Source organism: Nocardia sp. NPDC056541 (assembly GCF_042794235.1).
Lineage (GTDB): Bacteria > Actinomycetota > Actinomycetes > Mycobacteriales > Mycobacteriaceae > Nocardia.
Genome location: NZ_JBHTUD010000007.1, coordinates 194,285 through 219,863, shown reverse-complemented (window position 1 = coordinate 219,863; position 25,579 = coordinate 194,285). Strand labels below are relative to the sequence as shown.

Genomic DNA, 25,579 nt, shown 5'->3' with positions numbered 1-25,579 from the left:
TGAACAGCGACACGGCGTGCGGACACGCATGACAGGGCACAGCGCCGGCGAGGTGTGGTCATGAGTGTTCTGCTGGTAGGGATTTCGCACCGCAGCGCCCCGGTGTCGGTGCTGGAGAAGGTGGCCATCAGTGAGGCCGATCGGCCGAAGCTGGTGGATCGGCTGCTCGCCTCGAGTCACGTGTCGGAGGCGATGATCGTCTCCACCTGCAACCGGGTCGAGGTCTACGCGGTCGTCGACGCCTTCCACGGCGGACTCGGCGAGGTGAGCGAGCTGCTCACCAAGCATTCCGGACTGCCGCTGGGCGACCTCACCAAGCACGCCTACGTGCGCTACAGCGAGGCCGCGGCCGAGCATCTGTTCGCGGTCGCCAGCGGCTTGGACTCGATGGTCGTCGGCGAGCAGCAGGTGCTCAGCCAGATTCGCAGCGCCTACGCCAGCGCCGACAGTCAGCAGGCGGTCGGGCGCACCCTGCACGAGCTGGCTCAGCACGGGTTGCGGGTCGGCAAGCGGGTGCACTCGGAGACCGGGATCGACCGGGCCGGTGCCTCGGTGGTGTCGGTGGCGCTGGATCGGGCGCGCGGTGTCGTGGGCGATCTCGCCGGACGGACCGCCGTGGTGGTCGGTGCGGGCGCGATGGGCGGGCTGGCCGTCGCGCATCTGTCGCGGGCCGGGATCGGGCGCATCATCGTCGTCAACCGGACCCTCGAACGCGCACAGCGCCTCGCCGAGACCGGGCGCACCATGCACGGTGTCGACGCCGAGGCGGTCGAGATGTCGCGGCTCACCGAGGCCATGGCGGGTACCGATGTGGTGATCACCTGTACGGGCGCGGTCGGGTCCGTGGTGACTCTGGCCGATACCCATCGCGCGCTCGCGGGCCGGGCGCGCACCGACGCCGCCGAGCGTCCACTGGTCTTCTGCGATCTGGGCCTGCCCCGCGATGTGGAGCACGCCGTGGCAGGCCTGCCCGGCGTCGCCGTCATCGACATCGAATCGCTGCAGCGCGATCCGGCCGCGGGAGCTGCGGCCGACGACACCGCCGCCGCGCGCGTCATCGTCGCCGACGAACTCGCCAAATACCTTGCCGGGCAACGCATGGCGGAGGTCACTCCTACGGTGGCCGCGCTGCGTCAGCGTGCCGCCGATGTGGTGGAGGCCGAACTGCTCCGCCTCGATTCGCGGCTGCCCGACCTGGCCGACCCGGCCCGCGACGAGGTGGCGCGCACGGTGCGCCGCGTCGTCGACAAGTTGCTGCACGCGCCGACCGTGCGGGTGAAGCAGCTGGCATCGACGCCGGGCGGCGACAGCTACGCCGAAGCGTTGCGTGAGCTGTTCGAACTGAAACCTGGTGCGGTACAAGCGGTTGCCGCCCCGATGGAGGTCGCCGCGGCGGAGTCCGCGCTGGCCGACGACTTCACCGCAGGCCACCTCGGCGATGGGCCGTCACGCTTGACCGAGTCAAGACCCGACACAGGCAGCATGCGAAACCACGCAGCGCCGCTCGGGCATGCGCAGGAGGAAACCGCATGACCACGACAGTGCAGGAAGAGGACACCGTGACCGCAGGCAGCAGCAGTGCGCCGTGGCGGATCGGCACGCGCGGCAGTCTGCTCGCGCTGACACAGGCGGGCACCATCCGTGATGCGCTGATCGCGGCGGGGCAGCCCGCCGAACTGGTGGTCATCAAGACACCGGGCGATCTGTCCTCGGATCCGGTGCAGAAGATCGGTGTCGGGGTGTTCACCTCCGCGCTGCGCGACGAGCTCGCCGCGGGCGGCATCGACATCGCGGTGCATTCCTATAAGGACCTCCCCACCGCGCAGGACCCGCGCTTCACCATCGCCGCGATCCCGCCCCGCGAGGACCCGCGCGACGCGCTGGTGGCTCGTGACGGCATGGTGCTCGGCGAACTGCCCGCCGGTGCTCGCGTCGGGACCTCGGCCCCGCGCCGTGCCGCGCAGCTGCGCGCACTCGGCCTCGGCCTCGACATCCTTCCGCTGCGCGGCAATATCGACTCCCGCCTGCGCAAGGTGAGCGAGGGCGAACTCGACGCGATCGTCATCGCCCGCGCCGGCCTGTGCCGGATCGGGCGCACCGACGAGATCACCGAATCGCTCGAACCGGTGCAGATGCTGCCCGCCCCCTCGCAGGGCGCGCTCGCGGTCGAATGCCGCAGTGACGACCCGCAATTGATCGAGATACTCGCCGGTCTGGACGATGCCGCGACCAGAGCCGCGGTGCTCGCCGAGCGTTCGCTGCTCGGTGAGCTCGAGGCAGGCTGCACCGCGCCGATCGGAGCGCTCGCCGAGATCGTCGAGTCGATCGACGAGGACGGCCGGATCTTCGACGAACTCTCGCTGCGCGCCTGTGCCGCCGCGATCGACGGCTCCGATGTCCTCCGCGCCTCGATCGTCGGCGCGCCGAAAGACGCGGCCGAACTCGGTCGCACGCTGGCGCGCGAACTGCTGGACCTGGGTGCTCGCGCATTGCTGAGCGTCACAGACGAACCGGCGCCCACCGACTTCACTAATTCCAGCCCGATGGAGAACAACCGATGAGCAGCAGCCGAGCTACCAAGAAGCAACCAGGGCGGATCCTCTTCGTCGGATCCGGCCCCGGCGACCCGGCCCTGCTGACCGTGCGTGCCCGTGAGGTGCTCGAGCGGGCGATGCTGGCCTTCACCGACCCCGATGTCGACAAGGGCGTGCTCGCCCTGATCGGTAGCGCGGTCGAGGTGGGCGAGGACGGCGAGAGTCCGGTCGACGTGCGGCCCGCCCTCGGCGAACCCGCCGAGGTGGCCAAGACGCTGATCGCCGAGGCGCGCAACGGTCACGACGTGGTCCGCATCGTCACCGGCGACCCGTTGACCACCGATTCGGTGATCAACGAGGTCAACGCCGTCACCCGCTCGCACATGGTGTTCGAGGTGCTGCCGGGCCTGCCCAACGGCTCGGCCGTGCCCAGCTACGCGGGCATCGCGCTGGGCTCCGGGCACACCGAGGCCGATGTGCGCGGCGAGGTCGACTGGTCGGCGCTGGCCGCCGCCCCCGGCCCGCTGGTGCTGCACGCCACCTCCGGTCACCTGGCCGAGACCGCCAGCGCGCTGGTGGAACACGGTATGGCGCCGCAGACGCCGGTCGCGGTCACCGTGCGTGGCACCACTCGTCAGCAGCGCACCATCGAGGCCACGCTGGCCTCGCTGAACAACGCCGCGTCCGAGCTCGTCGGCCCGCTGGTCGTGACGGTCGGCAAGGAAGTCGACAAGCGCGCCAAGATGTCGTGGTGGGAGTCGCGTGCCCTCTACGGCTGGACCGTGCTCGTCCCGCGCACCAAGGATCAGGCGGGGGAGATGAGCGAGCGGCTCGTCACCCACGGCGCGATCCCGATCGAGGTGCCGACCATCGCGGTGGAGCCGCCGCGCAGCCCCGCCCAGATGGAACGGGCCGTGAAGGGTCTGGTAGACGGGCGCTACCAGTGGGTGGTGTTCACCTCCACCAACGCGGTGCGCGCGGTGTGGGAGAAGTTCGCCGAGTTCGGACTGGACGCTCGCGCGTTCTCCGGTGTGAAGATCGCCTGCGTCGGCGAGGCCACCGCGGAGCGGGTGCGCTCCTTCGGTATCAACCCCGAACTGGTGCCCAGCGGCGAACAGTCCTCCGAGGGCCTGCTCGCCGACTTCCCGCCCTACGACGACGTGTTCGATCCGGTGAACCGGGTGCTGTTGCCCCGCGCCGACATCGCCACCGAGACCTTGGCCGAGGGTCTGCGTGAGCGCGGCTGGGAGATCGACGACGTCACCGCCTACCGCACGGTGCGCGCCTCGCCGCCGCCCGCGGAGACCCGCGAGATGATCAAGACCGGCGGTTTCGACGCGGTCCTGTTCACCTCGTCCTCCACGGTGCGCAACCTGGTCGGCATCGCGGGCAAGCCGCACGCTCGCACCATCGTGGCCTGCATCGGCCCGAAGACCGCGGAGACCGCGATCGAGTTCGGTCTGCGTGTGGACGTGCAGCCCGAGACGGCTCAGGTGGGCCCACTGGTGGAGGCACTGGCCGAGCACGCGTCGCGCCTGCGCGCCGAGGGCCTGCTGCCGCCGCCGCGTAAGAAGAGCCGCCGCAGCAGCAGCCGCTGATCTCACCAGATACCCCGAAAGCCCGCCCGCAACGGCGGGCTTTCGGCGTATCGAGGTCATCGGCTGTAGCGCAGCAGTGTGCGCACGAGCCGGCAGGTGGCATCGGACGGCGGGCGGATGTCGATCTTCTCGGCGGTGCGCCGGATCGTGTCGTTGGTGGCCTGATTGGGTAGGTACACACCGGAATCCAGCAGCGCGATCGTCAACCGCATGGCCTTGAGCCGACGGTTGTGCGCCACGTACCAGCGGCGCGGACGGCCCGCGGGCAGTCGCTTCTTCTCGAGCGGCACGTACGGCGCGGTGATGAAAGTGGTCTGAGCGGCAATGGCATTCATTCGGCGTCCTCCCGTTGCGTTTGGGTCCCGCCCCCGATCGTCGGAACCCTCGAACACGCTTTCGATTATACCGAGGGGCACCGACAGGTTTCGTCAATCTCTCGCGGAAGCCATTGAGCTCCAGTGGGTTTCGATGTTATCCACAGGTTCGCCGCGACCGGTCGCCGACCTCGGCGAAGCGCCGCGCGTGGTGATTCGCGGGTAGCTGTCGGACCGCTGTGGTCTAGTAGCGCAAGGCAACCCGGGGAGAGGCGATGACGGTGAACGAGATCGACAAGCGGCTCGGCGCGCACGTCGCGGCGGACGAACTGCTCGGCCTGGCATGGCTCGTGGCAACCGGAGACGATGTCATCACCGGCGCCATCGGCCACCTCGACGCCACCCGCGCCACCCCGACGCGCACCGACACCATCTTCCGGATCTCCTCGATGACCAAACCGCTCACCGCGGCGGCGGCCTCGATTCTGATCGACGACGGCGTACTCGATCCGACCGAACCGGTCGACCGGCTCCTCCCGGAACTCGCCGGCTTACGTGTACTCGCGCACCCCACCGCCGAGGTCGCCGACACGGTCGCGGCGAACCGCCCGATCACCGTCGGCGACCTGCTCACCTTCCGCCTCGGCTGGGGCATGGATTTCGCCGACTTCTCACCCAAGCCGTTCGACGCCGCCTGGAGTGCCCTCGACCTCGGCTGGGGCCCGCCGACGCCCGCGCGGATGTTGCCTCCGGACATCTGGCTGCGCCGGCTCGGCACCCTGCCCCTGCAGTATCAGCCCGGCGAACGCTGGCTCTACCACGTCGGCGCGTCGATCCTCGGATTCCTGGTCGCCAGGGCAGCGAGCAAACCGCTCTCGGAATTCCTGGCCGAGCGTGTCCTGCGCCCACTCGGCATGACCGACACCGGTTTCTCCGTCCCGCCTGACAAGCTGGCCCGATTCGGCCCGCATTACTCGGAAACAGACGGCACCCGCACCGTCTTCGACCCCGTCGACGGCCAATGGAGCACTCCACCCGACTTCGAAGGGGGCGGTGACGGCCTGGTCTCCACTCTCGCCGACTACTACCGCTTCGCCCGGATGCTGCGCGACGGCGGCGAACTCGACGGCATCCGGGTGCTGTCCGAGCGAGCCGTCGCGGCCATGACCACCAACCACCTCACCGCCGAGCAACTGGCCCGCGGCGGACCCGGCCCCGGCGACAGCGCGGGGTGGGGTTACGGCGTCGGCGTCCAGCTACACGACCAACCCGACGGCCCACGCGCAGGTGCCTACGGCTGGGCAGGCGGTCTCGGCTCGACCTGGTCCAATGACGGCGCGGTGACGGCGATCCTGCTCACCAACGAAACGTGGAGTTCGGCCGGCCCGTCCCCGGTCTTCGCAACTTTCGAGCAGATTCTGGGCGAAACCGCCCGCCGTCGCGACCCGTTGTAGGCGCTGCGGCGACCATCGGGGGACAGGCGTATTCTGCGGGCTATGACCGCTTTCGACCGCCCGCGGCGGTTGCGCAGGACACCCGCATTGCGTCGACTCGTCGCCGAGACCACGCTGCAGCCGCGTCAGTTGGTACTGCCGATGTTCGTGGCCGACGGACTCGACGAGCCGCGGGAGATCAGCTCGATGCCGGGGGTGTATCAGCACACGCTGGACTCGCTGCGCAAGGCCGCCGTGGAATCGGTGGCCGCCGGGGTGGGCGGACTGATGCTGTTCGGTGTGCCGCTGTCCGAGGACAAGGACGCCACCGGCAGCCAGGCCAGTGATCCGAACGGGATCCTGAACCGCGGTCTGCGCGCGCTGGCCGAAGAAGTCGGGGACGCGACGGTCATCATGGCCGACACCTGCCTCGACGAATTCACCGACCACGGCCACTGCGGGGTCGTCGGCACCGATGGCGCGGTCGACAACGACGCCACCTTGCACCGCTACGTGGAGATGGCGCTGTCGCAGGCCGAAGCCGGTGCCGATCTGCTCGGAACCAGCGGCATGATGGACGGACAGGTCGGCGCGATCCGGCGTGGGCTCGATGCGGTCGGGCGCACCGACACCGCCATCCTCGCCTACGCGGCCAAGTACGCCTCGGCCTTCTACGGCCCCTTCCGTGAGGCCGTCGGCTCGTCGCTGGAAGGCGATCGCCGCACCTATCAGCAGGATCCGGCCAACCGCCGCGAGTCGCTGCGCGAGCTCGACCTCGACCTCGCCGAGGGCGCCGACATCGTGATGGTGAAGCCCGCGATGTCCTACCTCGACATCCTGCGCGACGTCGCCGACCGTTCCACCGTCCCCGTCGCGGCCTATCAGATCTCCGGCGAGTACGCGATGATCACCGCCGCCGCCGAGCGTGGCTGGATCGATCGCCGGGCTTCGATCCTGGAGTCGCTGATCGGCATCCGGCGGGCAGGCGCGGACATCGTGCTCACCTACTGGGCGACCGAGGCAGCACACTGGCTGTCGTGATCGTTCCGCCGAACAAACCCGAAACCCTTCCCGTGCCGGAGGACGTCGGCACCGCTCGTCAGCTGTGGTGGGGAATCGCCGGCCTCGGTGTCGTCTACACCTTCGCCAGTGTCATCACCATGACCGGGGAGCGCGACAAGCTCAGCAAGCAGTTCCTCGACGAGATGCACAAGTCGGATCCGAACTTCCCGGCGTCGACCGTCGACGTGATGGTGCTGGTGGCTTTCGCGCTGACCGCGCTGGTCGGGGTGCTGCTGGCCGGTGTCACCGTGGCGATCGCGCATCAGCTCGGCCGTGGCAAGAGCTGGGCGCGCACGGTGCTCACTGTTGTCGCGATCTGGCTCGGACTCGGCGCCGTCGCCACCATGTTCAGCTTCTCCGCGGTCGCCAATCCCGCGACGATCGTGGCGGGCGGCTCGGCGATCGTGCAGGGCGTGCTCGCCGCGGGGGCCGCGTTCCTCAGCTACCGGCCCGAGTCGACGAAGTACTTCCAGTCCCGCCGGAAGTGACACCACACAGTGTATGGTGAGGATTGTCACACCGGTTGAGCGCCGGGGGAGCGGAGGCAATGATGCGCGTGGTGATCGAGCAACCACACAGCCTGCGACGCGACCTGTTGGTGATCGGGCTGATGGTTGTACTCACCCTTGCCGTCATCGCGCTGATTCTGCTACCGAGCCTGGTCGGCTGATTCGATCTCGCCCCTGGCAGGATCGCAGGAATGAGACGCTGGATCGCGCTGTTCGAACTCGGCTTCGCCGTGCTCTTCCTTGCCTGCGCGATCGTCAGCTGGCGCGCCGCACGGCGCACGACCGAATTCGCCGGCACCGATGAGCACCCCGGGTTCGAGGCGGTGCGCTACGTGCCGCCGTTGCTGTTGCTCGCCTGTGCGCTGGTGATCGTGAGCGGGGTGCTGGTCATCGATGTCGTCACCAGGATCTACCGCGGATCTGTAGCACCGCGCGATCTCGAACCGATGATCTAGAGGAAGCCGAATTCCGATGTGTGCGTGGGGGTTCGGGACGCGAGCTCGCACCGCGGGCTCCCTCGAGGAGGAATCGATGACCAGACTGACCGCAGGAATCTGTACCGTCGCCGCCGCGGTGGCGACGATCGCCCTGGCCGCGGCGCCCGCCCAGGCCGCCCCCGGCCTGCCGCTCACCCCGATGATCGCCGAGCCGGCCGCCGACGGTTTCGCCCCGGAGACCGGCTCGAGCGGCATCTACAACGGCATCATGTGCCAGCTGCACACGATCTCGGCCGAAGTGCCCTGCATGTACACCTGATCAGCTGGTCCACTGCTGGTAGACGTCGACGATGCGGCCGCCGCGCGTGCCGGGCGCGTTCAGGAAGACGGAGACGGTGCCGTCGGGATGGGCCGCCGCTTCCGTCACCACCTGACGCAGGGTGGCGTGGATGCCGCCGTCGGCGTCGCGGTACAGATCGCTGTCGGGATGCAGACCCGCGCCGATCCGATTGGCGGGTACGAGCATCGCGGTGATCGCCGGAATCGGCCCCGCCCCGAGGGCCGCGGTCTCCTCGTGGCTGAGTTGGGCACCGATCCGATCGGGCTGGGCCTGTGGTGCGAACGCGGTGGCCGAACCCGCGCCGAGTAGCACTCCCGCCGCGACGAATCCTGTGCCAAGGGCAGTGCTGGTGACGCCGAAACGCATGAAATACCCTCTCGCTGATACCTGATTTCCCTATGGCTCAGGTGCTGAGCCGCCCGGAGCGTAGTCGCAGGCCAATGGGCCTAGATCGAATTCTTTCCCGGATCGGGGCGGCGTGTCGGGCGTGTCGTCGGTGGGTCGCTGCGGTCTGGGTCACTGTGCTCCACCCTGTCGTCCGGCGTGCCGAGGCGAACTGAGACACTGGAATCCGTGAGTCTTACGCAGGTACCGGTTTCGGCCCAGCTCTTCGAGCGGGCGGCCGCCGTGATCCCGGGTGGCGTCAATTCCCCGGTTCGTGCGTTCAACTCGGTCGGCGGTACGCCACGGTTCATCACCTCCGCGAGCGGCTACACGCTCACCGATGCCGACGGCAACGACTACGTCGATCTGGTGTGCTCATGGGGGCCGATGATCCTCGGTCACGCCCACCCCGCCGTCGTCGAGGCCGTGCAGAAGGCCGCGACGAGCGGACTGTCGTTCGGTGCGCCGACCGAGGCCGAGATCGAGCTGGCCGAGGCCATCGCCGCCCGCGTCGACCCCGTCGAGCGGGTCCGCCTGGTGAACTCCGGTACCGAGGCCACGATGAGCGCGGTCCGCTTGGCCCGCGGTTTCACCGGCCGATCCAAGATCATCAAATTCTCCGGCTGCTACCACGGTCACGTCGACGCGTTGCTGGCCGACGCGGGCTCCGGTGTCGCGACCCTCGGTCTGCCGACCTCGCCCGGTGTCACCGGCGCGCAGGCCGCCGACACCATCGTGTTGCCCTACAACGACCTCGCCGCCGTCGCCGCTGCCTTCGACGCGCACCCCGGCCTGATCGCCTGCGTCATCACCGAGGCCGCCGCGGGCAACATGGGCGCGGTCGCGCCGCTGCCCGGCTTCAACGAAGGCCTGCGCACCCTCGCCCACGACAACGGCGCGCTGCTGATCATGGACGAGGTGATGACCGGATTCCGGGTCAGCGCGTCGGGTTGGTACGGCCGCGAAGGCGTCGCCGGTGACCTCTACACCTTCGGCAAGGTGATGAGCGGTGGCCTGCCCGCCGCCGCGTTCGGCGGTCGCGCCGAGATCATGAACAACCTCGCCCCGCTCGGCCCGGTGTATCAGGCGGGCACGCTGTCCGGTAACCCCGTCGCCGTCGCCGCGGGCCTGGCGACCCTGCGTGCGGCCGACGACGAGGTGTACGCGGCGCTGGACCGCAATGCCGATCGTCTCGGCGCGTTGTTCGCGAAAGCCCTGACAGAGGCCGGTGTCGAGCATCAAGTCCAGTTCGCAGGCAATATGGTGAGCGTGTTCTTCGCCGAGCGTCCGGTGACCGATTACGCCGCCGCCAAAGCGAGCCAGACCTGGCGTTACCCTGCCTTCTTCCACGCCCTGCTTGACGCGGGCGTGTACGCGCCGCCGAGCGCGTTCGAGGCATGGTTCGTCTCCGCGGCACTCGACGAGGACGCGTTCGACCGTATCGCCGCCGCTCTGCCCGCCGCCGCCCTCGCGGCCGCGGCCGCAACCCCCGAAGGATCCCCAGCGTGAGCTCCGACCAGCCCGACGCAGAATTCGCCCCAGTCCCGGCGGATAGCGACGAGGCGCCCCATCCTGCCCCCGCCGCCGCACCTCCCGCCCTCGACGACGACCCGTCGAGTGTCGAAACCATCGTGCACGTGCTGCGCCACGGCGAAGTGCACAACCCGAACGGCATCCTCTACGGTCGCCTGCCCGGCTTCAGCCTCTCGGTGGCCGGTCGCTCGCAGGCCGGTGCCGTCGCGCGTTCGCTGGCCGATCACGACATCGCGATGGTGATCGCCTCCCCGTTGCAGCGCGCCCAGGAGACCGCGGCGCCGATCGCGGCCGCCCACGACCTGATCGTGCGCACCGACGAGAACCTGATCGAAGCGGGCAACACCTTCGAGGGCCTGCGCGTCTCCGTCGGTGACGGTGCGCTGCGCAAGCCGCGGCACTGGTGGAAGCTGCGCGACCCATTCACCCCGTCCTGGGGTGAGCCGTATCTGCAGATCGCTCATCGCATGCTCGCCGCGGTGAACAAGGCCCGCGTCGAGGCCGCCGGTCACGAGGTGGTGCTGGTCTCGCATCAGCTGCCCGTGTGGACGCTGCGCCGCTTCCTGCAGGGTCAGCGGTTGTGGCACGACCCGCGCAACCGGCAGTGCTCGCTGGCGTCGCTGACCTCGCTGGTCTACCACGGCGACACGCTCGTCGACATCGTCTATTCCGAGCCCGCCGGGGCGTCGGATCCGTCGGTCCACGGCGCATGACACGCTGCACCTCGTCGGGAACCGCCCGTGGCCGTCGGCCGCGGGCGCTGACCGCCGTTCTGTCCGCCCTGCTGGTGATCATCGCCGCGGCGGGCTGTTCGACGGGTACCGATGCGGTCGCCACCGGTGGTGGGACCTTCGAATTCGTCTCACCCGGTGGTAGAACGGATATCTACTACGATCCGCCCGCCACGCGCGGGACGATCGGCACGCTCTCGGGGCCCGATCTGATGAACGAGGGAAAGACCGTTTCGGTCGACGATTTCCCGAACCAGATCGTGGTCGTGAACCTGTGGGGACAGTGGTGTGGCCCGTGCCGCGCCGAGTCGCCCGCTCTCGAAAAAGTCTTCGCGGCGACCAGAGATCAAGGCGTCGCGTTCCTGGGGATCAATGTCCGTGACCATCAGCGCGACAAAGCCCAGGACTTCGTAGTGGACAACAAGATCGAATACCCGTCCATCTACGACCCGTCGATGCGGACCTTGCTCGCTCTCGGCGGAAACTTTCCCACCAGTGTTATTCCGACCACGTTGATCCTGGATCGTCAGCACCGGGTCGCCGCGGTCTTCCTTCGCTCGCTATTGGCCGAAGACCTTCAGCCCGTGGTCGAGCGCATCGCCGCCGAGGAGAAGCAGTGAGCAGCCGTCGTCGTCCAGGAAATCTGACCGCGTGTCGTCCCCGTCAGGGCGCCCGCCGAATGGGTGCGGGCTGGACGGTCGACGACCGTTGGGCCGGTATCGCGACCGTGCCGCGCAGTGTCGCCGGCGCCGGTCTGTTCGATTTCGGCCCCGCTGATCCGGCCGAGACCGAGCGAACCCTGTCGTTGCCGCGCGACGAGCAGCATGACATGGATACGGACACCGACGAGTGATTCCGCTCGCCGCAGTCGGGGATTCCTTCCAGCAGACGGCGGCATCGGGTCCGCTTCTGCTGGCGCTGGGAGCCTGCCTGCTCGCGGGCCTGGTGTCGTTCGCTTCACCGTGTGTCGTGCCGCTCGTCCCCGGCTATCTGTCCTACCTGGCCGGGCTGGTCGGTGCCGAGGCGCCGCCTGCCACCAACGCGCAGGCGAGCACGCTCACCGCGCAGCGCCGTAGCGCGAAGATGCGGGTGGCCGGTGCCGCCGGGCTGTTCGTCGCCGGGTTCACGGTGGTGTTCGTGCTGGCCACGGCCACTGTTTTCGGCGTGATCCAGACCCTCAATGTGAATCGGGAACTGCTGCAGCGCATCGGCGGTGTGGTGACGATCCTGATGGGTCTGGTGTTCATCGGCCTGGTCCCCGCCCTGCAGCGCGACACGCGGATGGAGCCGCGCAGGCTCACCAGCATCCTCGGCGCGCCGCTGCTCGGCGGGGTGTTCGCGCTCGGCTGGACGCCGTGTCTGGGGCCCACGCTGTCGGGTGTGATGGCGGTGTCCGCGGGTACCGAGGGCACCACCGCCGTGCGCGGGGTGACGTTGATCGTCGCCTACTGCCTCGGTCTCGGGCTGCCGTTCATCGTGCTGGCCTTCGGGTCGGCCGGTGCGTTGCGCGGGGTCGGCTGGCTGCGGCGCAATTCGCGCACCATTCAGGTAATCGGGGGTTTTCTGCTCGTCGCCGTCGGCGTCGCGCTGGTCACGGGGGCATGGGATCAGTTCGTCGGCTGGGTGCGTGACGGCTTCGTCTCCGAGGTGACTCTTCCGATCTGATGACTGACACGCTGACCACACCGACCACCCCCACCCCGCCCGTCCGGCAGTCGCTGCTGGGCCGGGCCTGGGCCCTGGTCCGTAATTCCTGGCGCGGCCTCACGAGCATGCGTACCGCACTGGTGCTGCTGTTCCTGCTCGCGCTGGCCGCCATCCCCGGCGCCCTGCTGCCGCAACGCAGCCTCAACGCGCAGAAGGTCGACCAGTACATCGCCGACCGTCCGACACTGGGTCCGTGGATGGACCGGTTCGAACTGTTCGACGTGTTCGGCAGCTTCTGGTTCACCGCCATCTACGTGCTGCTGTTCATCTCGCTGGTCGGCTGCATCCTGCCGCGTTGCTGGGACCACTACCGGGCACTGCGTACCCCGCCGGTGCCCGCGCCGCGCAACCTCAGCCGGTTGCCGCACCACTCCAGCGAAACCGACGACCGGACTCCAGACGAGGTGATCGAGGCCGCCAAGGCTTCCTTGCGTGGGTGGCGGACCGAGGTGCGCCCCGGTCAGCGCGACGGCGAGGTGACGCTGTCCGCCGAGAAGGGCTATCTGCGCGAGTTCGGCAATCTGGTGTTCCACCTGTCGCTGGTGGGGCTGCTCGTCGCGATCGCGCTGGGCAAGCTGCTCGGGTACGAGGGCAATGTCATCGTGATCGCCAACGACGGTCCCGGCTTCTGCACCACCTCGCCCGCGGTCTTCGACTCGTTCCGGGCGGGCAACACCAACGACGGCACCGGCATGACGCCGCTGTGCATCAAGGTGAAGGACTTCAAGGCCGACTACCTGCCCACCGGCCAGGCCGAGATGTTCCACTCGAACATCGAGTACCAGGCGGGCGCGGATCTGAGCACCGACACGTGGCGCAGCACCGAGCTCCAGGTGAACCATCCGTTGCGGGTCGCCGGTGACCGCGTCTACCTGCAGGGACACGGCTTCGCGCCGACGTTCACCGTTACTTTCCCCAACGGGCAGACCCGCACCGAGACCATCCAGTGGCGACCCGACGACGCGCAGACCTTCCTGTCCAGCGGTGTGCTGCGCATCGACCCGCCCGGCGGCATGTACGCCACCGACGAGGAACGCAGGCAGAACCAGATCGCCATCGAGGGCCTGTTCGCGCCGACCGCGATGTTCCACGGCAGCCTGCTCACCTCGTCGTTCCCCCGGATGGACGACCCGGCGGTCGCGGTCGACGTTTACCGCGGCAATACCGGTCTCGACACCGGGCGTTCCCAGTCGCTGTTCTCGCTGGACCCGGAGATGATCAAGCAGGGTCGGTTGACCAAGGAGGCGCGGGTCAACCTGCGTCCCGGCGAGTCGACCACGTTGCCGAGCGGGGCGAAGGTCACCTTCGACGGCGCCGAGGAATTCGTGAACCTGCAGGTCTCGCACGACCCGGCCCAGCAGTGGGTGCTGGTGAGCGCGCTGACGATGATGGCCGGTCTGCTGGTGTCGCTGTTGCTGAAACGGCGGCGGATCTGGATCCGGGCGTACCCGGTCGAGGCCGCGGCGGGTACCGTGGGTCAACGACGCGCCGTAGTAGAAATGGGCGGCCTGGCCAGAAGCGATCAAGCGGGCTGGGGCGCCGAGTTCGATCGACTGCGGACACGGCTGCTGGGAGCGGAGAAGTGATCCGCGCACTCGACATGGAGACGGAATCCTGATGCAGATCGACGAAACGCTGGCACGGTACAGCGACTTCGCGTTCATGTCGGCCATGGCCATCTACGCCCTGGCCACGGTCCTGCTGATCGTGCAGTACGCCTCGGCGCGCGCCAAGCAGGTCGCCGCCCGCGAACTCGTCCCCGCCGGCGACCCCGGGTTGCCCGGCAGGATCGAGACCCCCGAGGCCAAACCGCTCGCCGAACGGCTGGGCAACATGGCCTTCTCGGTGCTGGTAGTCGGCGCGGTCCTGCACATCGGTTCGATCGTGCTGCGCGGCTTCGCCACCCACCGCTTCCCGCTGGGCAACATGTACGAGTTCACCACCATGGCCACCGCGGCCGCCGTGGTGATCGGCCTGATCTTCCTGCGCGACCAGCGCTACCGGGCCATGTGGGCGTTCCTGCTGGTCCCCGTGCTGATCCTGATGTTCCTGGCAGGCACGGTCCTCTACGCCGACGCCGCCCCCGTGGTCCCCGCCCTTCGCTCGTTCTGGCTGCCGATCCACGTCACCATCGTCAGCATCGGCAGCGGCGTCTTCCTGGTCTCGGGCGTGGCCAGCCTGCTCTACCTGTTCCGCATGCGTCAGCCCGCGGGCGAGGAATCCACCAACATCCTCGGCATCATCGCCCGCCGCCTCCCCGACGCCCGCACCCTCGACCAGCTCGCCTACAAAACCACCATCATCGGCTTCCCCCTCTTCGGCGCGGGCGTCATCCTCGGCGCCATCTGGGCCGAAGCCGCCTGGGGCCGCTTCTGGGGCTGGGACCCCAAGGAAACCTGCTCCTTCATCGCCTGGGTCCTCTACGCGGCCTACCTGCACGCCCGAGCCACCTCGGGCTGGCGAGACACCAAGGCAGCCTGGATCAACATCGCCGGCTTCGTAGCGATGCTGTTCAACCTCTTCATCATCAACATGGTGATCAGCGGATTGCACAGCTATGCGGGGCTGAACTGAGCGGCCGCTACCTCCGATATAGCGTGTCTGCATAGCTCCGAGATGAGACCATAGGTCTTGTGGCACACGATCTTCGGCTGTCCGGTGTGACCTACGGGGCGGGGGATCGGTCCGGGGGATCGACTGAGCGTGCGGGGAAGTTGAGTTTCTCGCATTCGGAAATCCGGTGGCGCCGATCGGTGCGCTCGGCGTTCGTGGTCGGTTGGCGCGAGGTGACGGGCGTGGATGTGCGCACGCCCGACCTTGTCGAAGTGATCAGTGCCGGAATCGGGTGGGCCGACGGCTCCGTGATTCGCCTGGATGTGGCGGGGGCTACCCACCGATTCCACGTTGCGGGCACGCAGCCCGAGCAGCTGCGAGAAACGCTGATGGCATGGGTCGTTCGCGAGGCGCCGCCGTCGAAACCGTGGCCCGTGGCGCCTGCCCGACCGGTAATGGCGCGGGCACCGGTCGATATCGCGTACGCGGCGGCGGCGATCTGGCGAGCCAGCGGCCTGGGACGCGCACCGTTTTCCGAGATCACTACGGCGTCGTACCGGGTGGCTGTCGCGGAGAATCACCGCGACAGCGGACGCTACTCGGAAGCGATCGCGGTGTTGGAGCCGCTCGCGCAACAGTGCGCGGAGAAATTCGGCGCCGACCAGCCCATCACGTTGCAGGTGCGAAATGCCCTCGGTCGGTCCTACTGCGATGCGGGGTACTTCTCCGAAGGACTGGAGGTGCTGAACGATATCGTGTCGATCGCCGAGCATGTTCTCGGCGTCGACGACGACATGACGCTCACCCTTCGCAACAATCTGGCATTGGGGTATTCCGCTGCCGGTGAGTACCGTCATGCCCTTGACCTACTCGACTCGAACGTCGACTACAGCGAACGGAAACTCGGCGACGACAGTCTCGAAACTCTCGGGCGTCGCAACAACTTGGCGGCTACACAGGCGCTGGCCGGGCTTCGGCAACGCGCTGCGGCCTCGTACTGGAGCATCCTCGATCGGCTGCATCCCGACAGTTACGCGCACAGTCTCGCGGTCACCGCACGCCAGAACCTGGCCATCTTGCACAACCCGCTGTGGGAGCCCTGAGGCGCCTCGGAGTCAGCAGTAGTAGCAGATCTTGTTGGCGGGGAGTTCTACGTGGCAGTTGAGGCAGACCGGCTTGCGCACCGGTTCGGGCTTGGGGATGGCGGCTACGGTGCGGCGGGCGGCGGAGGGTCGTTTGACGGCTGCCTCGGCTGCTTCGGCGGTGGCCAGGTCCGCGGAGGTGGACTGGCGGATGGCGGCGACCTTCGGGGGGAGGGTGGGCAGGCCGCCGTCGGCGGGGAGGTCGGTGGCGTAGTGCTGGTAGCACTGCCAGCGGGCCGCGGCCGCGTGCATTTCGAGGTCGTCGGGGATGGGCAGGCCCGCGAGTTCGAGGATGTAGCGGTAGCCGGTGCCGACGGTCTGGTTCTTGCGCACGCACAGGGCGCTCAGGGGCGGCTCGTTGTTCTTGTGACAGTGCTCGGCGACTTTGTCCAGCACGACCGGCAGCCAGTGCTGCCACTTCACCGCGGTGCGGATCCCGGATTCTTCCTGGACCAGCTCGGCCAACTCCGTGTTGACGATGAAGTTGTTGAACCGGGTAGCGGTGTCGGCCAGCACCTCGTGTGCGGCGCGAGTCCACTCCGACCGTGCCTCGGTGAACGTCACGGCGCTGCCGTCGGCCGCGCGCCAAGTGGTCGGGACAGAACCCTGCTGCACATCAATCACCGGAATACGTTATCTACCCAGCTCTTTCGACGCGCAACGGGGGTATGTGCGTCAGCTCACGGCGACGCACATCGTGAGGGTCACTCGGCCGGGCCGGAGTCGTCACGTGGTTGTTTGCCGAGGCGCCAGAGGAATTCCGGGTCGTCGTCGGGGCCGAGAACCGGTCTGCGCGAGGGTGGGCCGGGATTCGGGCGTTGCATTTCGGGGCCGAACGCCTTCCAGCACAACACCGCGATGGCCACGATCGCGATGAGTGCCAATAGGTACGTCACGTCGCTCACCTCCTGCTATCGAGGGTAGCCGTGTCCGCGCCGTGTGCACATCCGCAACGGGAGGGAAATTTTTGGCGAACGCGAGCCCGCGGTGGGCTCGCGTCGGCCGGTGAGTCAGCGGGGTGCTGCCTCGGTGGTCAGTGATCTGAGCAACTGCAGGACCTCGGACTCGCGGAAACGGCGATGTCCGCCCGGTGTACGCAGTGAGCCGAGTCTGCCCGCATGGGCCCACCGGGTGACGGTCTTGGGATCTACGTGGAACATGGCGGCCACTTGGCCTGGTGTCAGCAGAGTGTCCTGAAGGCCGACGGTGATCGCAGTCATAGCTAACCTCTCCGTTCTCGACAGTTCCCTCATCAGTGGCGTCATCGTCGCACTGCGACCCCCATGTAGTCGAACCACCTACTGTTGGTAAAGGGGAAGTAATAGACAAAAGCCGCGAACGGGGCCGCATCGGCGAGATTCGCGCCGGGCTACGCTGTAGTCGTGAGTGAAGCAACAGGTCAGCAGGGTCCTGGCGCAGGGAAGCGGCTGGTCCGCAATCTCGCGCTCTACACGCTGGCTCGTCTCGGGCTGGTCGTGGTGATCGCCGCGTTGATCGTAGGCGTGGCCAAGCTGATCGGTGTCGACGTGCCGGTCATCGTCGCGGCGCTGTTCGCGCTGATCGTCGCGATGCCGCTGTCGCTGACGTTGTTCAAGAAGCTGCGGGTGAAGGTGAACGAGGATATCGCCGTGGTCGACGCGCGCCGCCGCCAGGACAAGGCGCAGCTGCGGGCCCGCTTGCGGGGTGACGACGACGGCGCCTCGGCGTGAAATACCTCGATCGCAGCGCCCCGCGTGACTGGGTCGACAATGCCGTCCGGCTGATCGACGCCGACACGCAGCGCTCCGCCGACACCCACCTGCTGCGGTATCCGCTGCCCGCCGACTGGCCGGTGCAGCTCTACCTCAAGGACGAGTCGACCCACATCACCGGCAGTCTCAAGCACCGGCTGGCACGGTCGCTGTTCCTGTACGCGATCTGCAACGGCTGGGTCACCGAGGGCACGACGGTGGTCGAGGCGTCGTCGGGTTCGACGGCGGTGAGCGAGGCCTACTTCGCGAAGCTGCTCGGTCTGGACTTCGTCGCGGTGATGCCCGCGAGCACGTCGCCGCAGAAGGTCGCGCTCATCGAGGCGCAGGGTGGCCGATGTCATTTCGTCGATCGACCACCGGACATGTACACCGAGGCCAAGCGTCTCGCCGCCGAATCCGGCGGGCATTTCATGGATCAGTTCACCCATGCCGAGCGGGCCACCGACTGGCGTGGCAACAACAACATCGCCGAGTCCATCTTCGAACAGCTGGCGCTGGAGAAGCACCCGGTGCCGGAGTGGATCGTGGTCGGTGCGGGTACCGGCGGCACCAGCGCGACGATCGGGCGCTACATCCGGTATCGCAGGCACGCGACGCGGCTGGCCGTGGTGGACCCGGAGCATTCGGCGTTCTACGGCGGCTACGAGTCGGGCGACGCGGGCTATGAGACCGGAATGCCGTCGCGCATCGAGGGGATCGGCCGTCCTCGGGTGGAGCCGTCGTTCGTGGGCCAGGTGGTCGATCGGATGATCGTGGTTCCCGACGCGGCCTCGATCGCCACCGCACGTCATGCGAGCGCCGCGCTGGGCCGTCGCGTCGGCGGTTCGACCGGCACGAACCTGTGGGGCGCCTTCCACCTCGTCGCCGAGCTGGTCGCGGCGGGTCGCAGCGGAAGCGTGGTCACGTTGCTGTGTGACGGCGGCGACCGGTACGCGGGCACCTATTTCGACGACGACTGGGTGGCCGCCCAGAACATGGATCTGACCGGCCCGACCGAGATTCTCACGGAATTCGCCACCACCGGCCGCTGGAACGGCTGACAACCTCCCACACCCTTTTTCGGGTCTGTTCGCGCTCAGCGATGTCAATTTTTGTTGACAAACGCGGCTGTCGTCAAGCAAAATTGACGTCATGACCGATGCAACAACCCTCGCCTCAGCGGCAGGCAACCCCGACCCCGCCGTCGGGCTGCGCGCGGTGCTCGCCCTGCGCAGGCTGGCCGACCGGCTCGAAACCATCCAGGTCGCCAATGCCAGAGCCAACGGCTGGTCGTGGCAGGCCATCGCCGAGGCGCTCGAGGTGAGTAAGCAAGCGGTCCATCAGAAACACAACCGGAAAGGTGGAACCCGCTGATGTTCGAAAAATTCAGCCGCGAGGCCAGAGTCGCGGTGGTCGGTGCCCAGGACGACGCCAAGGAGCTGGGCGCGAAGCGGATCGGGCCGGAGCATGTACTGCTCGGCACCCTGTCGAACGCCCAACCGGACCTGCGCGCGGTGCTCGACGCGCGCGGCATCACCGCCGGCGGTGTGCGCGCCGCCCTCGCCGCCCGCACGAGCGAGCCGCCGATGGGCGCCGATGACGCGCAGGCCCTGCGCTCGATCGGCATCGACCTGGATGCTGTGCAGGCCAGCATCGCCGACAACTTCGGCTCGCAAGCCTGGGACCAGGCCGAACCGGAGGCCAAACGCGGCATGTTCGGCCGATTGCTCGGCTCCGGGCACATCCCGTTCACCAGCACGGCCAAGAAGTCGCTCGAACTCGCGCTGCGCGAGGCGATCCACCGCAAGGATCGGGAGATCTCCTCGACCTACCTGCTACTCGGCATCCTGCGCGGGGCCGACCCGGCCACCACCGACCTGCTCGGCGGCCGCGACGCGGTGTCCGGCCTACGCGCCGATCTCTACGCGATGCTCGACCGCGCCGCGTGAATTCCACATCGGGTGTGTGTCAGACCCGCCGCAATGTCCGTTTCCCGGCCTAGCATTGCGTGCATGCAACTAGCAATCCGGTTGGTCATCAACGCCATAGCCATCTGGGCTGCGGCCGCGTGGATCGACAAGATCGATATCTACGTGCCGCCCGAGTGGTCAGCGGAGTGGGGTAACTGGGGCAAGGCCCTGGTCCTGCTCATCGTCGCGCTCGTGTTCACGGCGGTCAATGCCGTGATCAAGCCGATCGTGCAACTCCTGTCGTTGCCGTTCGTGATCCTCACGCTCGGCCTGTTCCTGCTGGTGGTGAACGCGGGGATGCTGTGGCTCACCGCCAAGATCACCGAGCTCACCGACTACGGCCTTCGCGTCGACGGTTTCTGGGCGGCGTTGTGGGGTGGCTTGATCATCACGCTGGTCAACTGGGTGCTCGGCATTCTGGTGCCCGACGGCGACTAGCCCGCGAGCCCGACGGCCAGCGCGCTCAGCGCCGACCAAGCCAGCAGGGCAAGCCCCGAATCGCGGAGGGCGGGAATCAGTTCCAGCCCGCCCTTACCGGTGCGCACAGGGGCGTTGGCCCGGATCGCCAGCGGCAACGCGAGCAGTCCGGCCAGCGCCCATGGCGTGCGCGCGATCAGCGCGAGGCTGATCACGAACGGCGCCGCGAGCAATACCAGGTGCAGGGTGCGGGTGTGCGCATCGCCGAGTTTCACCGCGAGCGTGACCTTGCCCGACTCGGTGTCGGTCGGGATGTCACGCAGGTTGTTGGCCACCAGCACCGCGCTGGAGAACGCGCCGACGCCGATCGCGAGCAGCAGGCCGACCCAGTCGACCCGCAGCGCCTGCACGTACTGGGTGCCGAGCACCGCGATCAGCCCGAAGAACACGAACACGGCGATCTCGCCGAAACCGCTGTAGCCATACGGCTTGCTGCCGCCGGTGTAGAACCACGCGCCCGCCAGGCACAGCGCGCCGATCAGTACCAGCCACCACGCGGTGGTCACGGCCAGCACGAGGCCGGCGACCGCGCCGATCGCGAGGCTGAGCACCGCGGCGGTGCGAACAGCTGTGGGGGAGGCCAGTTTCGAGCCGACCAGGCGCAGTGGGCCGACCCGCACGTCGTCGGTGCCGCGAATGCCGTCGGAGTAGTCGTTGGCGTAGTTCACCCCGACGATCAGCGCCAGCGAAACCAGCAGCGCCAGAATTGCTTTCCACCAGACGGCCCCGTCGATGGATGCGGCAGCGCCGGTGCCCGCGAGTACCGGCGCGATCGCGTTGGGCAGCGTCCGCGGTCGGGCGCCCTCGATCCATTCCGCTGCTGTAGCCATGGATCGAAGCCTAATCCGACACGGACGCTCCCCGCTCCTGGAGCCCCTCGCGCACGGCCGGAGGGCGCCTGATCGCGGTCAGGCCGGGGTGGACTCGGCGACCGTCTTGAGCCGGGCCAGTCCCTTGTCGAAGTCCTTGCCGATGAGGTTGTCGATCGGGAACACCTTGCCGAGCACGCCCATCAGTCCGGAGTGGGTGCCGGTCATCTGCCAGGTCACCTCGGTGCCACCGGCAACCGGAGCGAGCGTGAAGGTGACGAAATTGGTGGCTTTGAACGGTTTCTCGAAGGTGAGCTCCACGCCGATCTCGCGTTCGGCGTCGGCCTTGATCTCCATCACGCCCGCACCGGCTTTGCGGTTGCCCCGCCAGGCGTAGCGGGCGCCGACGCCGGATTCCGGGCCGGTGTAGGTACGGGCGAGCTGCGGGTCGGCGTCTTCCCACGGCGACCACAGCCGCCACTGGCGGAAGTTGTCGATCAGTGCGTGGATCCGTGCCGGTTCAGCGGCGATGACGGTGCGCCGCGACACCTCGAAGTTGCCCATGTGCGTGAGCCTAAAGCGAGGTGGGGACAAAATCGCGGGACACAACGTCGGCGGTGTCGCGCTGGGGCGCGAACCGGGAACCCGTCGCCGCCCTCGCCTACGATGACATCCGGCATGTCTGTACAGCATCGCGGCCCCGAGGGGTCGCCCTCCGAGGCACTCTCCCGCGTTGTCGTGGGGGTGCTCGGCGTGATCGCGATCCGCCGCGACGACGCCGTGATCGCGCTACCCGGCGCCCGCGCCCGGCTGCTGCTGGCCGCCCTCGCAGTGCATCCAGGGCGGGCTCGGAGCGCCCAAACGCTGATCGACGAGGTGTGGGGCGAACAACCACCCCGCGCACCGATGAACGCGCTGCACACGCAGGTCTCGCGCCTGCGGGCGATGCTGCCCGACGGCGCACTGGAGATCGGCCCGGCCGGTTACCGGCTGAGATTGCCCGCCGACAGCGTCGACCTCACCGCGGTCGGCGCGCTCGCCCGCCGAGCCGATGAACACCTGGCTGAGGGAAACGTCGCCGACAGCCTCGCCGCGATCGCACTGGCCCGGACGCTGTGGCGCGGTGAACCGGGCGCCGATCTCCCCGATTCCGCCCCGGCCGCCGACCTGCGCACAGCCGCCGCCGACCTGGGCCGCCGCCTCGATCACACCGAACTCACCGCCCACCTCACGCACGGCGACGTGGCCGACGCCATTCCCCTCGCCCGCGCCGCGGTCGTAGCCAACCCGCTGGACGAATCCGCCCACGCGACCCTGATCCGGGTCCTCGCCGCCGCAGGCCGGCCGAGCGAAGCCCTCGAGGTCTTCGCCGCCTACCGCCTACGCTTGATCCAAGAACTGGGTGCCGACCCGGGCCCCACCCTCCTCGCCCTCAACACCGCCGTCCTCCGCGGAGAACCGATCGAGCTGCCCGGACGCGCACCACAACACCGCGTCCAGTCGGGTCCGAGTGCCGCGACGACCAGCGGCCGATCCGCCGGCGCAGGGTCGTCGGTCGGCGTCAACGGCGACCGGCCCGGCCGGTCGGGCAGCGACGCCGGGAGCTCCGACGGTGGGGGAGCCGGCCCCGGGGTCGCAGACGGGGTGGGGACCGGTCAGCGCGGCCGGCCGGTCGGCGCCACCGGAAACGACTCCGGTGAGACCGCCGATTCCCAGTCCGCGGCCGGCGCTGGAGATACCGCGGCCACCGACCGGCGCGGCCCGGGCAGCCCCACACCGCGCACCGCCGTCGGACTACGCGCGGCGCCCAACGAACTACTCGGTCGCACAGTGGATCTCGATGCGATCACCGACCTGGCACGGCGCTCCCGGGTGACGACCGTCCTCGGACCAGGCGGCACCGGCAAGACCAGGGTCGCCAACGCGGTGGGTGAACGCATGGCCGGTTCGGTGCCGGTGGTACTCGTCGAATTGGCCTCGGTGCAGCCCGAATCGGAGGCCGGACCGCAATCGCGCAAAGACATCGAGGTCGCCATCGGGCAGGTGATCGGCCTGGGTGAGATGCGGGAGACGGGTGCCATCCGGGCGGGCGTGCACGTGGACGTGAGCACCCGTCTGCGTGAGGCGCTCGCGGCGCGGCCGATGGTGCTGATCCTGGACAATTGCGAGCACGTGATCGATGCCGCGGCTGAGGTGGTCGCCGATCTCGTCGGCAGTTGCGCCCAGTTGACCGTGCTCACCACCAGTCGTTCGCCGCTGTCGATCACCGCCGAATCCGTCTATCCCCTAGCTCCTTTGGCGATCGACGCGGCCGGTTCGCCTGCCACGGACCTGTTCTCGGCTCGCGCCAGGGCGGTACGCCCCGATGTCCGCCTCGACCCCGACATTGTGGCCCGGCTGTGCCGCACCCTCGACGGTCTCCCGCTGGCGATCGAGCTCGCCGCCGCGCGGGTGCGCACGATGAGCGTCGCCGAGATCGAGACCAGGCTCGACCATCGTTTCGCCCTGTTGCGCAGCGGTGATCGGTCCGCGCCGCACCGGCATCGCACGCTGCACGCGGTGATCGCCTGGAGCTGGAACCTCCTCGACCCCGATCAGCAGGTGACCCTGCGCAGGCTGAGCCGTTTCCCGGCCGGGTTCACCGCGGCCGCGGCCGAGGTGGTCGCGGCGGGCCCGGATGTGGCTGTCGCGGTGGACGGGCTGGTCGCCCAGTCCCTGCTCACCGTCCTGGACGACCCCGACGGCGCGGGCATCCGCTATCGCATGCTCGAAACGGTCCGTGAGTTCGGCGCCGAACAGATCGCCACCGTCGACGCGGTGACCGATGGCGCCGAATCCGCGCTCGTGCTCGACAGGATGTTCTGCTGGGCCAGGGAATTCGCGCTGGGGTCGTTCCGCGACTACCGCGGCGGCGGTCAGGTGAGGTCCGTACTCGCGGTGTCGGCCGACCTGGACAACCTGGTCGCCGTGCTGCGCTCCGCTGTCGATCGCGCCGACGCGCCGACCGCGTACTCGGTCTTCCCGGTGGTCGCGATGGTCTGGGTGATGCGTGGCGCGCACCTGGAATTCACCGGGTGGGCAATGCGATTGGTCGCGCTCGCGCCGCCGCCACCGTCCTCGGCCGAGGACGCCGACCTGCAGATGATCGCGCATCTGCTGACCTGCTTGCACATGCTGTTCCTCAAGGACGGTGGCACCCGCGCGACGGCGATCGTGCGCACCCGTGCGCGGCGGCTGCTGACCAACCCTGTTCTCGATCCGGGCCTGTACTTCCTCGGTACGGTGATCACCTTGCGGCCCGAGCCGTTCCGGTTGGGCAGGTTGTTCGCCCGGGGCGCGCGTTCACACCATCAGCAGGTCCGGGTCGCCGCGCTGGTGGCGCGAGCCAACTTCTGGGAGAACGGCGGCAACGTCGCGGGCTCGACCCGCGACTCCTTCCGCACCCTCGACGACATGGATCCGGCGGAGGTGTGGGGGACGGCGACAGTGTGCCAGCACCTGGCCCAGCTGTCCGGCCAGTCCGCGAACTATGACGACGCAGTGAAGTATTACCGCCGCACGCTGGAGTTGATGGGCGAGCTCCGCGTGCACGAGGAGATCATGGAGAGTCGCTGCTACCTGGCCGCCGCTTTGGTCGGCGGCGGGCACCTCGAGCAGGCGCGTGCCGAACTCGACTTCATCGTGCGACCGAACGATTCCGGTGTCAGCCCCGTTGACGACCCCATGGTTCGCCGTAACCACCGGCTGGCGAACGCCGCTACCGCGCTCGCCGAACTCGAACTCGCCGAGGGCGATGTCGACGCCGGGCTCCGCCATTACCGCCGCGGGCTCGAGCTACTCGGGTGGCCCGATTTCGAACCGACGCCGGGCCCCGGTTCGCTGATGGTAGCGGCGGCCACCCTGAGTGCCCACGTGCTCCACGGCCGGGCATCCACTGCCGCGGGTCTGGCGACCGAGCTGATCGAGACCGCCGATCAGCGGTTGGCGCAGTACATCGACCTACCGCAGATCGGGGCGGTCGCGTGCGGGCTCGGGTCCTACCTGCTCACCACCGAGTCCGGGCGCGCCGACGGTCTCGAACTGCTCACCCTCGCAAGGACATCGGTGGCCAGGCAGGACGGCCCCTCGATGGAGCTGGCCGCCCACATCGCCCTGCACCGGGGTGTCGTCGGCGATGCCGCGATGGACGCGGCCCTGCATCGCGCGGCGGGTACGCGTCGTCTCGAGGCCGCGAAGCGCATCGTCGAGATCATCGCCGGACTGCACTGACACGACAACGGCATCCGACCCACTGGATCGGATGCCGTTGCGGAGGA

30 protein-coding genes are annotated in these 25,579 nt (G+C 68.6%); 23 read left to right on the top strand and 7 right to left on the bottom strand.

Annotated elements, in window-relative coordinates; genetic code table 11:
* Window positions 1–60: 60 nt before the first annotated feature.
* From ACFQ9R_RS14600 to ACFQ9R_RS14590, 3 genes are read left to right on the top strand one after another with little or no spacing between them, the layout of a single operon-like run.
* Window positions 61–1,533 carry a glutamyl-tRNA reductase gene (locus ACFQ9R_RS14600; RefSeq protein WP_378991032.1) on the top strand — a complete coding sequence of 491 codons (1,473 nt, stop codon included), beginning with the start codon at window positions 61–63 and terminating at the stop codon, window positions 1,531–1,533.
* Window positions 1,530–2,561 carry a hydroxymethylbilane synthase gene (gene hemC / locus ACFQ9R_RS14595; protein WP_378991031.1) on the top strand — a complete coding sequence of 344 codons (1,032 nt, stop codon included), beginning with the start codon at window positions 1,530–1,532 and terminating at the stop codon, window positions 2,559–2,561. The genes ACFQ9R_RS14600 and hemC overlap by 4 nt, the downstream gene beginning before the upstream one ends.
* Window positions 2,558–4,132, top strand: coding sequence for a uroporphyrinogen-III synthase (locus ACFQ9R_RS14590; protein WP_378634163.1), 1,575 nt, complete (start codon window positions 2,558–2,560; stop codon window positions 4,130–4,132). The genes hemC and ACFQ9R_RS14590 overlap by 4 nt, the downstream gene beginning before the upstream one ends.
* Before the next feature lie 56 nt (window positions 4,133–4,188).
* Here the strand turns inward: ACFQ9R_RS14590 and ACFQ9R_RS14585 are convergent, their stop codons facing one another.
* Window positions 4,189–4,467 (bottom strand): hypothetical protein, encoded by a 279-nt coding sequence (locus ACFQ9R_RS14585; protein ID WP_364403472.1) that lies wholly within the window; start codon window positions 4,465–4,467, stop codon window positions 4,189–4,191.
* A gap of 254 nt (window positions 4,468–4,721) precedes the next feature.
* On the opposite strand from ACFQ9R_RS14585, the gene ACFQ9R_RS14580 reads away from it, so the two are divergent.
* The 6 genes from ACFQ9R_RS14580 (at window position 4,722) to ACFQ9R_RS14555 (ending at window position 8,206) form a co-directional block, all read left to right on the top strand.
* On the top strand, window positions 4,722–5,900 hold the full coding sequence (locus ACFQ9R_RS14580; RefSeq protein WP_378991029.1) for a serine hydrolase domain-containing protein: 1,179 nt from the start codon (window positions 4,722–4,724) through the stop codon (window positions 5,898–5,900).
* Window positions 5,901–5,942: 42 nt separating this feature from the next.
* Window positions 5,943–6,920: a porphobilinogen synthase gene (gene hemB, locus ACFQ9R_RS14575; RefSeq protein ID WP_378991027.1), complete on the top strand. Its 978-nt coding sequence runs from the start codon at window positions 5,943–5,945 to the stop codon at window positions 6,918–6,920.
* The gene (locus tag ACFQ9R_RS14570) at window positions 6,917–7,429 is read left to right on the top strand and encodes a hypothetical protein (protein WP_378991025.1); all 513 of its coding nucleotides are present in this window, start codon (window positions 6,917–6,919) and stop codon (window positions 7,427–7,429) included. The genes hemB and ACFQ9R_RS14570 overlap by 4 nt, the downstream gene beginning before the upstream one ends.
* Before the next feature lie 59 nt (window positions 7,430–7,488).
* Window positions 7,489–7,611 (top strand): hypothetical protein, encoded by a 123-nt coding sequence (locus tag ACFQ9R_RS14565; protein ID WP_281258081.1) that lies wholly within the window; start codon window positions 7,489–7,491, stop codon window positions 7,609–7,611.
* 30 nt (window positions 7,612–7,641) lie between these two features.
* A complete protein-coding gene (locus ACFQ9R_RS14560) occupies window positions 7,642–7,905 on the top strand; it encodes a hypothetical protein (protein WP_378991024.1) in 264 nt (87 codons plus the stop codon).
* A 76-nt stretch (window positions 7,906–7,981) separates the two neighbouring features.
* On the top strand, window positions 7,982–8,206 hold the full coding sequence (locus ACFQ9R_RS14555) for a hypothetical protein (RefSeq protein ID WP_143875995.1): 225 nt from the start codon (window positions 7,982–7,984) through the stop codon (window positions 8,204–8,206).
* Here ACFQ9R_RS14555 and ACFQ9R_RS14550 read toward each other — a convergent pair whose 3' ends face one another.
* Window positions 8,207–8,593 (bottom strand): hypothetical protein, encoded by a 387-nt coding sequence (locus tag ACFQ9R_RS14550; RefSeq protein ID WP_378991023.1) that lies wholly within the window; start codon window positions 8,591–8,593, stop codon window positions 8,207–8,209.
* 207 nt (window positions 8,594–8,800) lie between these two features.
* On the opposite strand from ACFQ9R_RS14550, the gene hemL reads away from it, so the two are divergent.
* The 8 genes from hemL (at window position 8,801) to ACFQ9R_RS14510 (ending at window position 16,238) form a co-directional block, all read left to right on the top strand.
* The gene (gene hemL, locus ACFQ9R_RS14545) at window positions 8,801–10,120 is read left to right on the top strand and encodes a glutamate-1-semialdehyde 2,1-aminomutase (protein WP_378991020.1); all 1,320 of its coding nucleotides are present in this window, start codon (window positions 8,801–8,803) and stop codon (window positions 10,118–10,120) included.
* 119 nt (window positions 10,121–10,239) lie between these two features.
* Entirely contained in the window at window positions 10,240–10,857 is a 618-nt protein-coding gene (locus ACFQ9R_RS14540; RefSeq protein ID WP_378943160.1) for a histidine phosphatase family protein, read from the top strand.
* Window positions 10,854–11,495, top strand: a complete 642-nt coding sequence (locus tag ACFQ9R_RS14535; RefSeq protein ID WP_378655524.1) for a TlpA disulfide reductase family protein — start codon at window positions 10,854–10,856, stop codon at window positions 11,493–11,495. The genes ACFQ9R_RS14540 and ACFQ9R_RS14535 overlap by 4 nt, the downstream gene beginning before the upstream one ends.
* A complete protein-coding gene (locus ACFQ9R_RS14530; RefSeq protein WP_378991018.1) occupies window positions 11,492–11,728 on the top strand; it encodes a hypothetical protein in 237 nt (78 codons plus the stop codon). Before ACFQ9R_RS14535 ends, ACFQ9R_RS14530 begins: the two co-directional genes overlap by 4 nt.
* Window positions 11,725–12,540, top strand: a complete 816-nt coding sequence (locus ACFQ9R_RS14525; RefSeq protein WP_378991016.1) for a cytochrome c biogenesis CcdA family protein — start codon at window positions 11,725–11,727, stop codon at window positions 12,538–12,540. The genes ACFQ9R_RS14530 and ACFQ9R_RS14525 overlap by 4 nt, the downstream gene beginning before the upstream one ends.
* Window positions 12,540–14,168 (top strand): cytochrome c biogenesis protein ResB, encoded by a 1,629-nt coding sequence (locus ACFQ9R_RS14520; RefSeq protein WP_378991014.1) that lies wholly within the window; start codon window positions 12,540–12,542, stop codon window positions 14,166–14,168. Before ACFQ9R_RS14525 ends, ACFQ9R_RS14520 begins: the two co-directional genes overlap by 1 nt.
* Before the next feature lie 31 nt (window positions 14,169–14,199).
* Window positions 14,200–15,156, top strand: coding sequence for a c-type cytochrome biogenesis protein CcsB (gene ccsB, locus ACFQ9R_RS14515; RefSeq protein ID WP_378991013.1), 957 nt, complete (start codon window positions 14,200–14,202; stop codon window positions 15,154–15,156).
* A gap of 221 nt (window positions 15,157–15,377) precedes the next feature.
* Window positions 15,378–16,238, top strand: coding sequence for a tetratricopeptide repeat protein (locus ACFQ9R_RS14510; protein WP_378991011.1), 861 nt, complete (start codon window positions 15,378–15,380; stop codon window positions 16,236–16,238).
* Between the two features lie 12 nt (window positions 16,239–16,250).
* Here ACFQ9R_RS14510 and ACFQ9R_RS14505 read toward each other — a convergent pair whose 3' ends face one another.
* The 3 genes from ACFQ9R_RS14505 to ACFQ9R_RS14495 all read right to left on the bottom strand — a co-directional run bounded on the left by ACFQ9R_RS14505 (window position 16,251) and on the right by ACFQ9R_RS14495 (window position 17,497).
* Window positions 16,251–16,901 (bottom strand): hypothetical protein, encoded by a 651-nt coding sequence (locus ACFQ9R_RS14505; protein ID WP_378634197.1) that lies wholly within the window; start codon window positions 16,899–16,901, stop codon window positions 16,251–16,253.
* 80 nt (window positions 16,902–16,981) lie between these two features.
* The gene (locus ACFQ9R_RS14500; protein ID WP_378634199.1) at window positions 16,982–17,173 is read right to left on the bottom strand and encodes a hypothetical protein; all 192 of its coding nucleotides are present in this window, start codon (window positions 17,171–17,173) and stop codon (window positions 16,982–16,984) included.
* A 114-nt stretch (window positions 17,174–17,287) separates the two neighbouring features.
* Window positions 17,288–17,497: a BldC family transcriptional regulator gene (locus ACFQ9R_RS14495; RefSeq protein WP_056814442.1), complete on the bottom strand. Its 210-nt coding sequence runs from the start codon at window positions 17,495–17,497 to the stop codon at window positions 17,288–17,290.
* Between the two features lie 162 nt (window positions 17,498–17,659).
* Here ACFQ9R_RS14495 and ACFQ9R_RS14490 point away from each other — a divergent pair, with 162 nt between their 5' ends.
* From ACFQ9R_RS14490 to ACFQ9R_RS14470, 5 genes are all read left to right on the top strand, one after another.
* Window positions 17,660–17,986 carry a DUF4229 domain-containing protein gene (locus tag ACFQ9R_RS14490; protein WP_378991009.1) on the top strand — a complete coding sequence of 109 codons (327 nt, stop codon included), beginning with the start codon at window positions 17,660–17,662 and terminating at the stop codon, window positions 17,984–17,986.
* Window positions 17,983–19,068, top strand: a complete 1,086-nt coding sequence (locus ACFQ9R_RS14485) for a PLP-dependent cysteine synthase family protein (RefSeq protein ID WP_378991008.1) — start codon at window positions 17,983–17,985, stop codon at window positions 19,066–19,068. The genes ACFQ9R_RS14490 and ACFQ9R_RS14485 overlap by 4 nt, the downstream gene beginning before the upstream one ends.
* A 91-nt stretch (window positions 19,069–19,159) precedes the next feature.
* Window positions 19,160–19,381 carry a hypothetical protein gene (locus tag ACFQ9R_RS14480; protein ID WP_019049431.1) on the top strand — a complete coding sequence of 74 codons (222 nt, stop codon included), beginning with the start codon at window positions 19,160–19,162 and terminating at the stop codon, window positions 19,379–19,381.
* Window positions 19,381–19,956 (top strand): Clp protease N-terminal domain-containing protein, encoded by a 576-nt coding sequence (locus ACFQ9R_RS14475; protein WP_378991005.1) that lies wholly within the window; start codon window positions 19,381–19,383, stop codon window positions 19,954–19,956. Before ACFQ9R_RS14480 ends, ACFQ9R_RS14475 begins: the two co-directional genes overlap by 1 nt.
* A 63-nt stretch (window positions 19,957–20,019) precedes the next feature.
* Window positions 20,020–20,415: a phage holin family protein gene (locus tag ACFQ9R_RS14470; protein ID WP_378991002.1), complete on the top strand. Its 396-nt coding sequence runs from the start codon at window positions 20,020–20,022 to the stop codon at window positions 20,413–20,415.
* On the opposite strand, the gene ACFQ9R_RS14465 is transcribed toward ACFQ9R_RS14470, so the two are convergent.
* Both ACFQ9R_RS14465 and ACFQ9R_RS14460 read right to left on the bottom strand, forming a co-directional pair.
* Complete coding sequence (locus ACFQ9R_RS14465; protein ID WP_378991000.1) at window positions 20,412–21,284, bottom strand: 1,4-dihydroxy-2-naphthoate polyprenyltransferase; 873 nt, start codon at window positions 21,282–21,284, stop codon at window positions 20,412–20,414. The genes ACFQ9R_RS14470 and ACFQ9R_RS14465 overlap by 4 nt on opposite strands.
* A 78-nt stretch (window positions 21,285–21,362) precedes the next feature.
* Window positions 21,363–21,827, bottom strand: a complete 465-nt coding sequence (locus ACFQ9R_RS14460; protein WP_378990998.1) for an SRPBCC family protein — start codon at window positions 21,825–21,827, stop codon at window positions 21,363–21,365.
* Window positions 21,828–21,941: 114 nt separating this feature from the next.
* Between ACFQ9R_RS14460 and ACFQ9R_RS14455 the strand changes: the two genes are divergently transcribed.
* Entirely contained in the window at window positions 21,942–25,532 is a 3,591-nt protein-coding gene (locus tag ACFQ9R_RS14455; RefSeq protein WP_378990996.1) for a BTAD domain-containing putative transcriptional regulator, read from the top strand.
* Window positions 25,533–25,579: the final 47 nt, after the last annotated feature.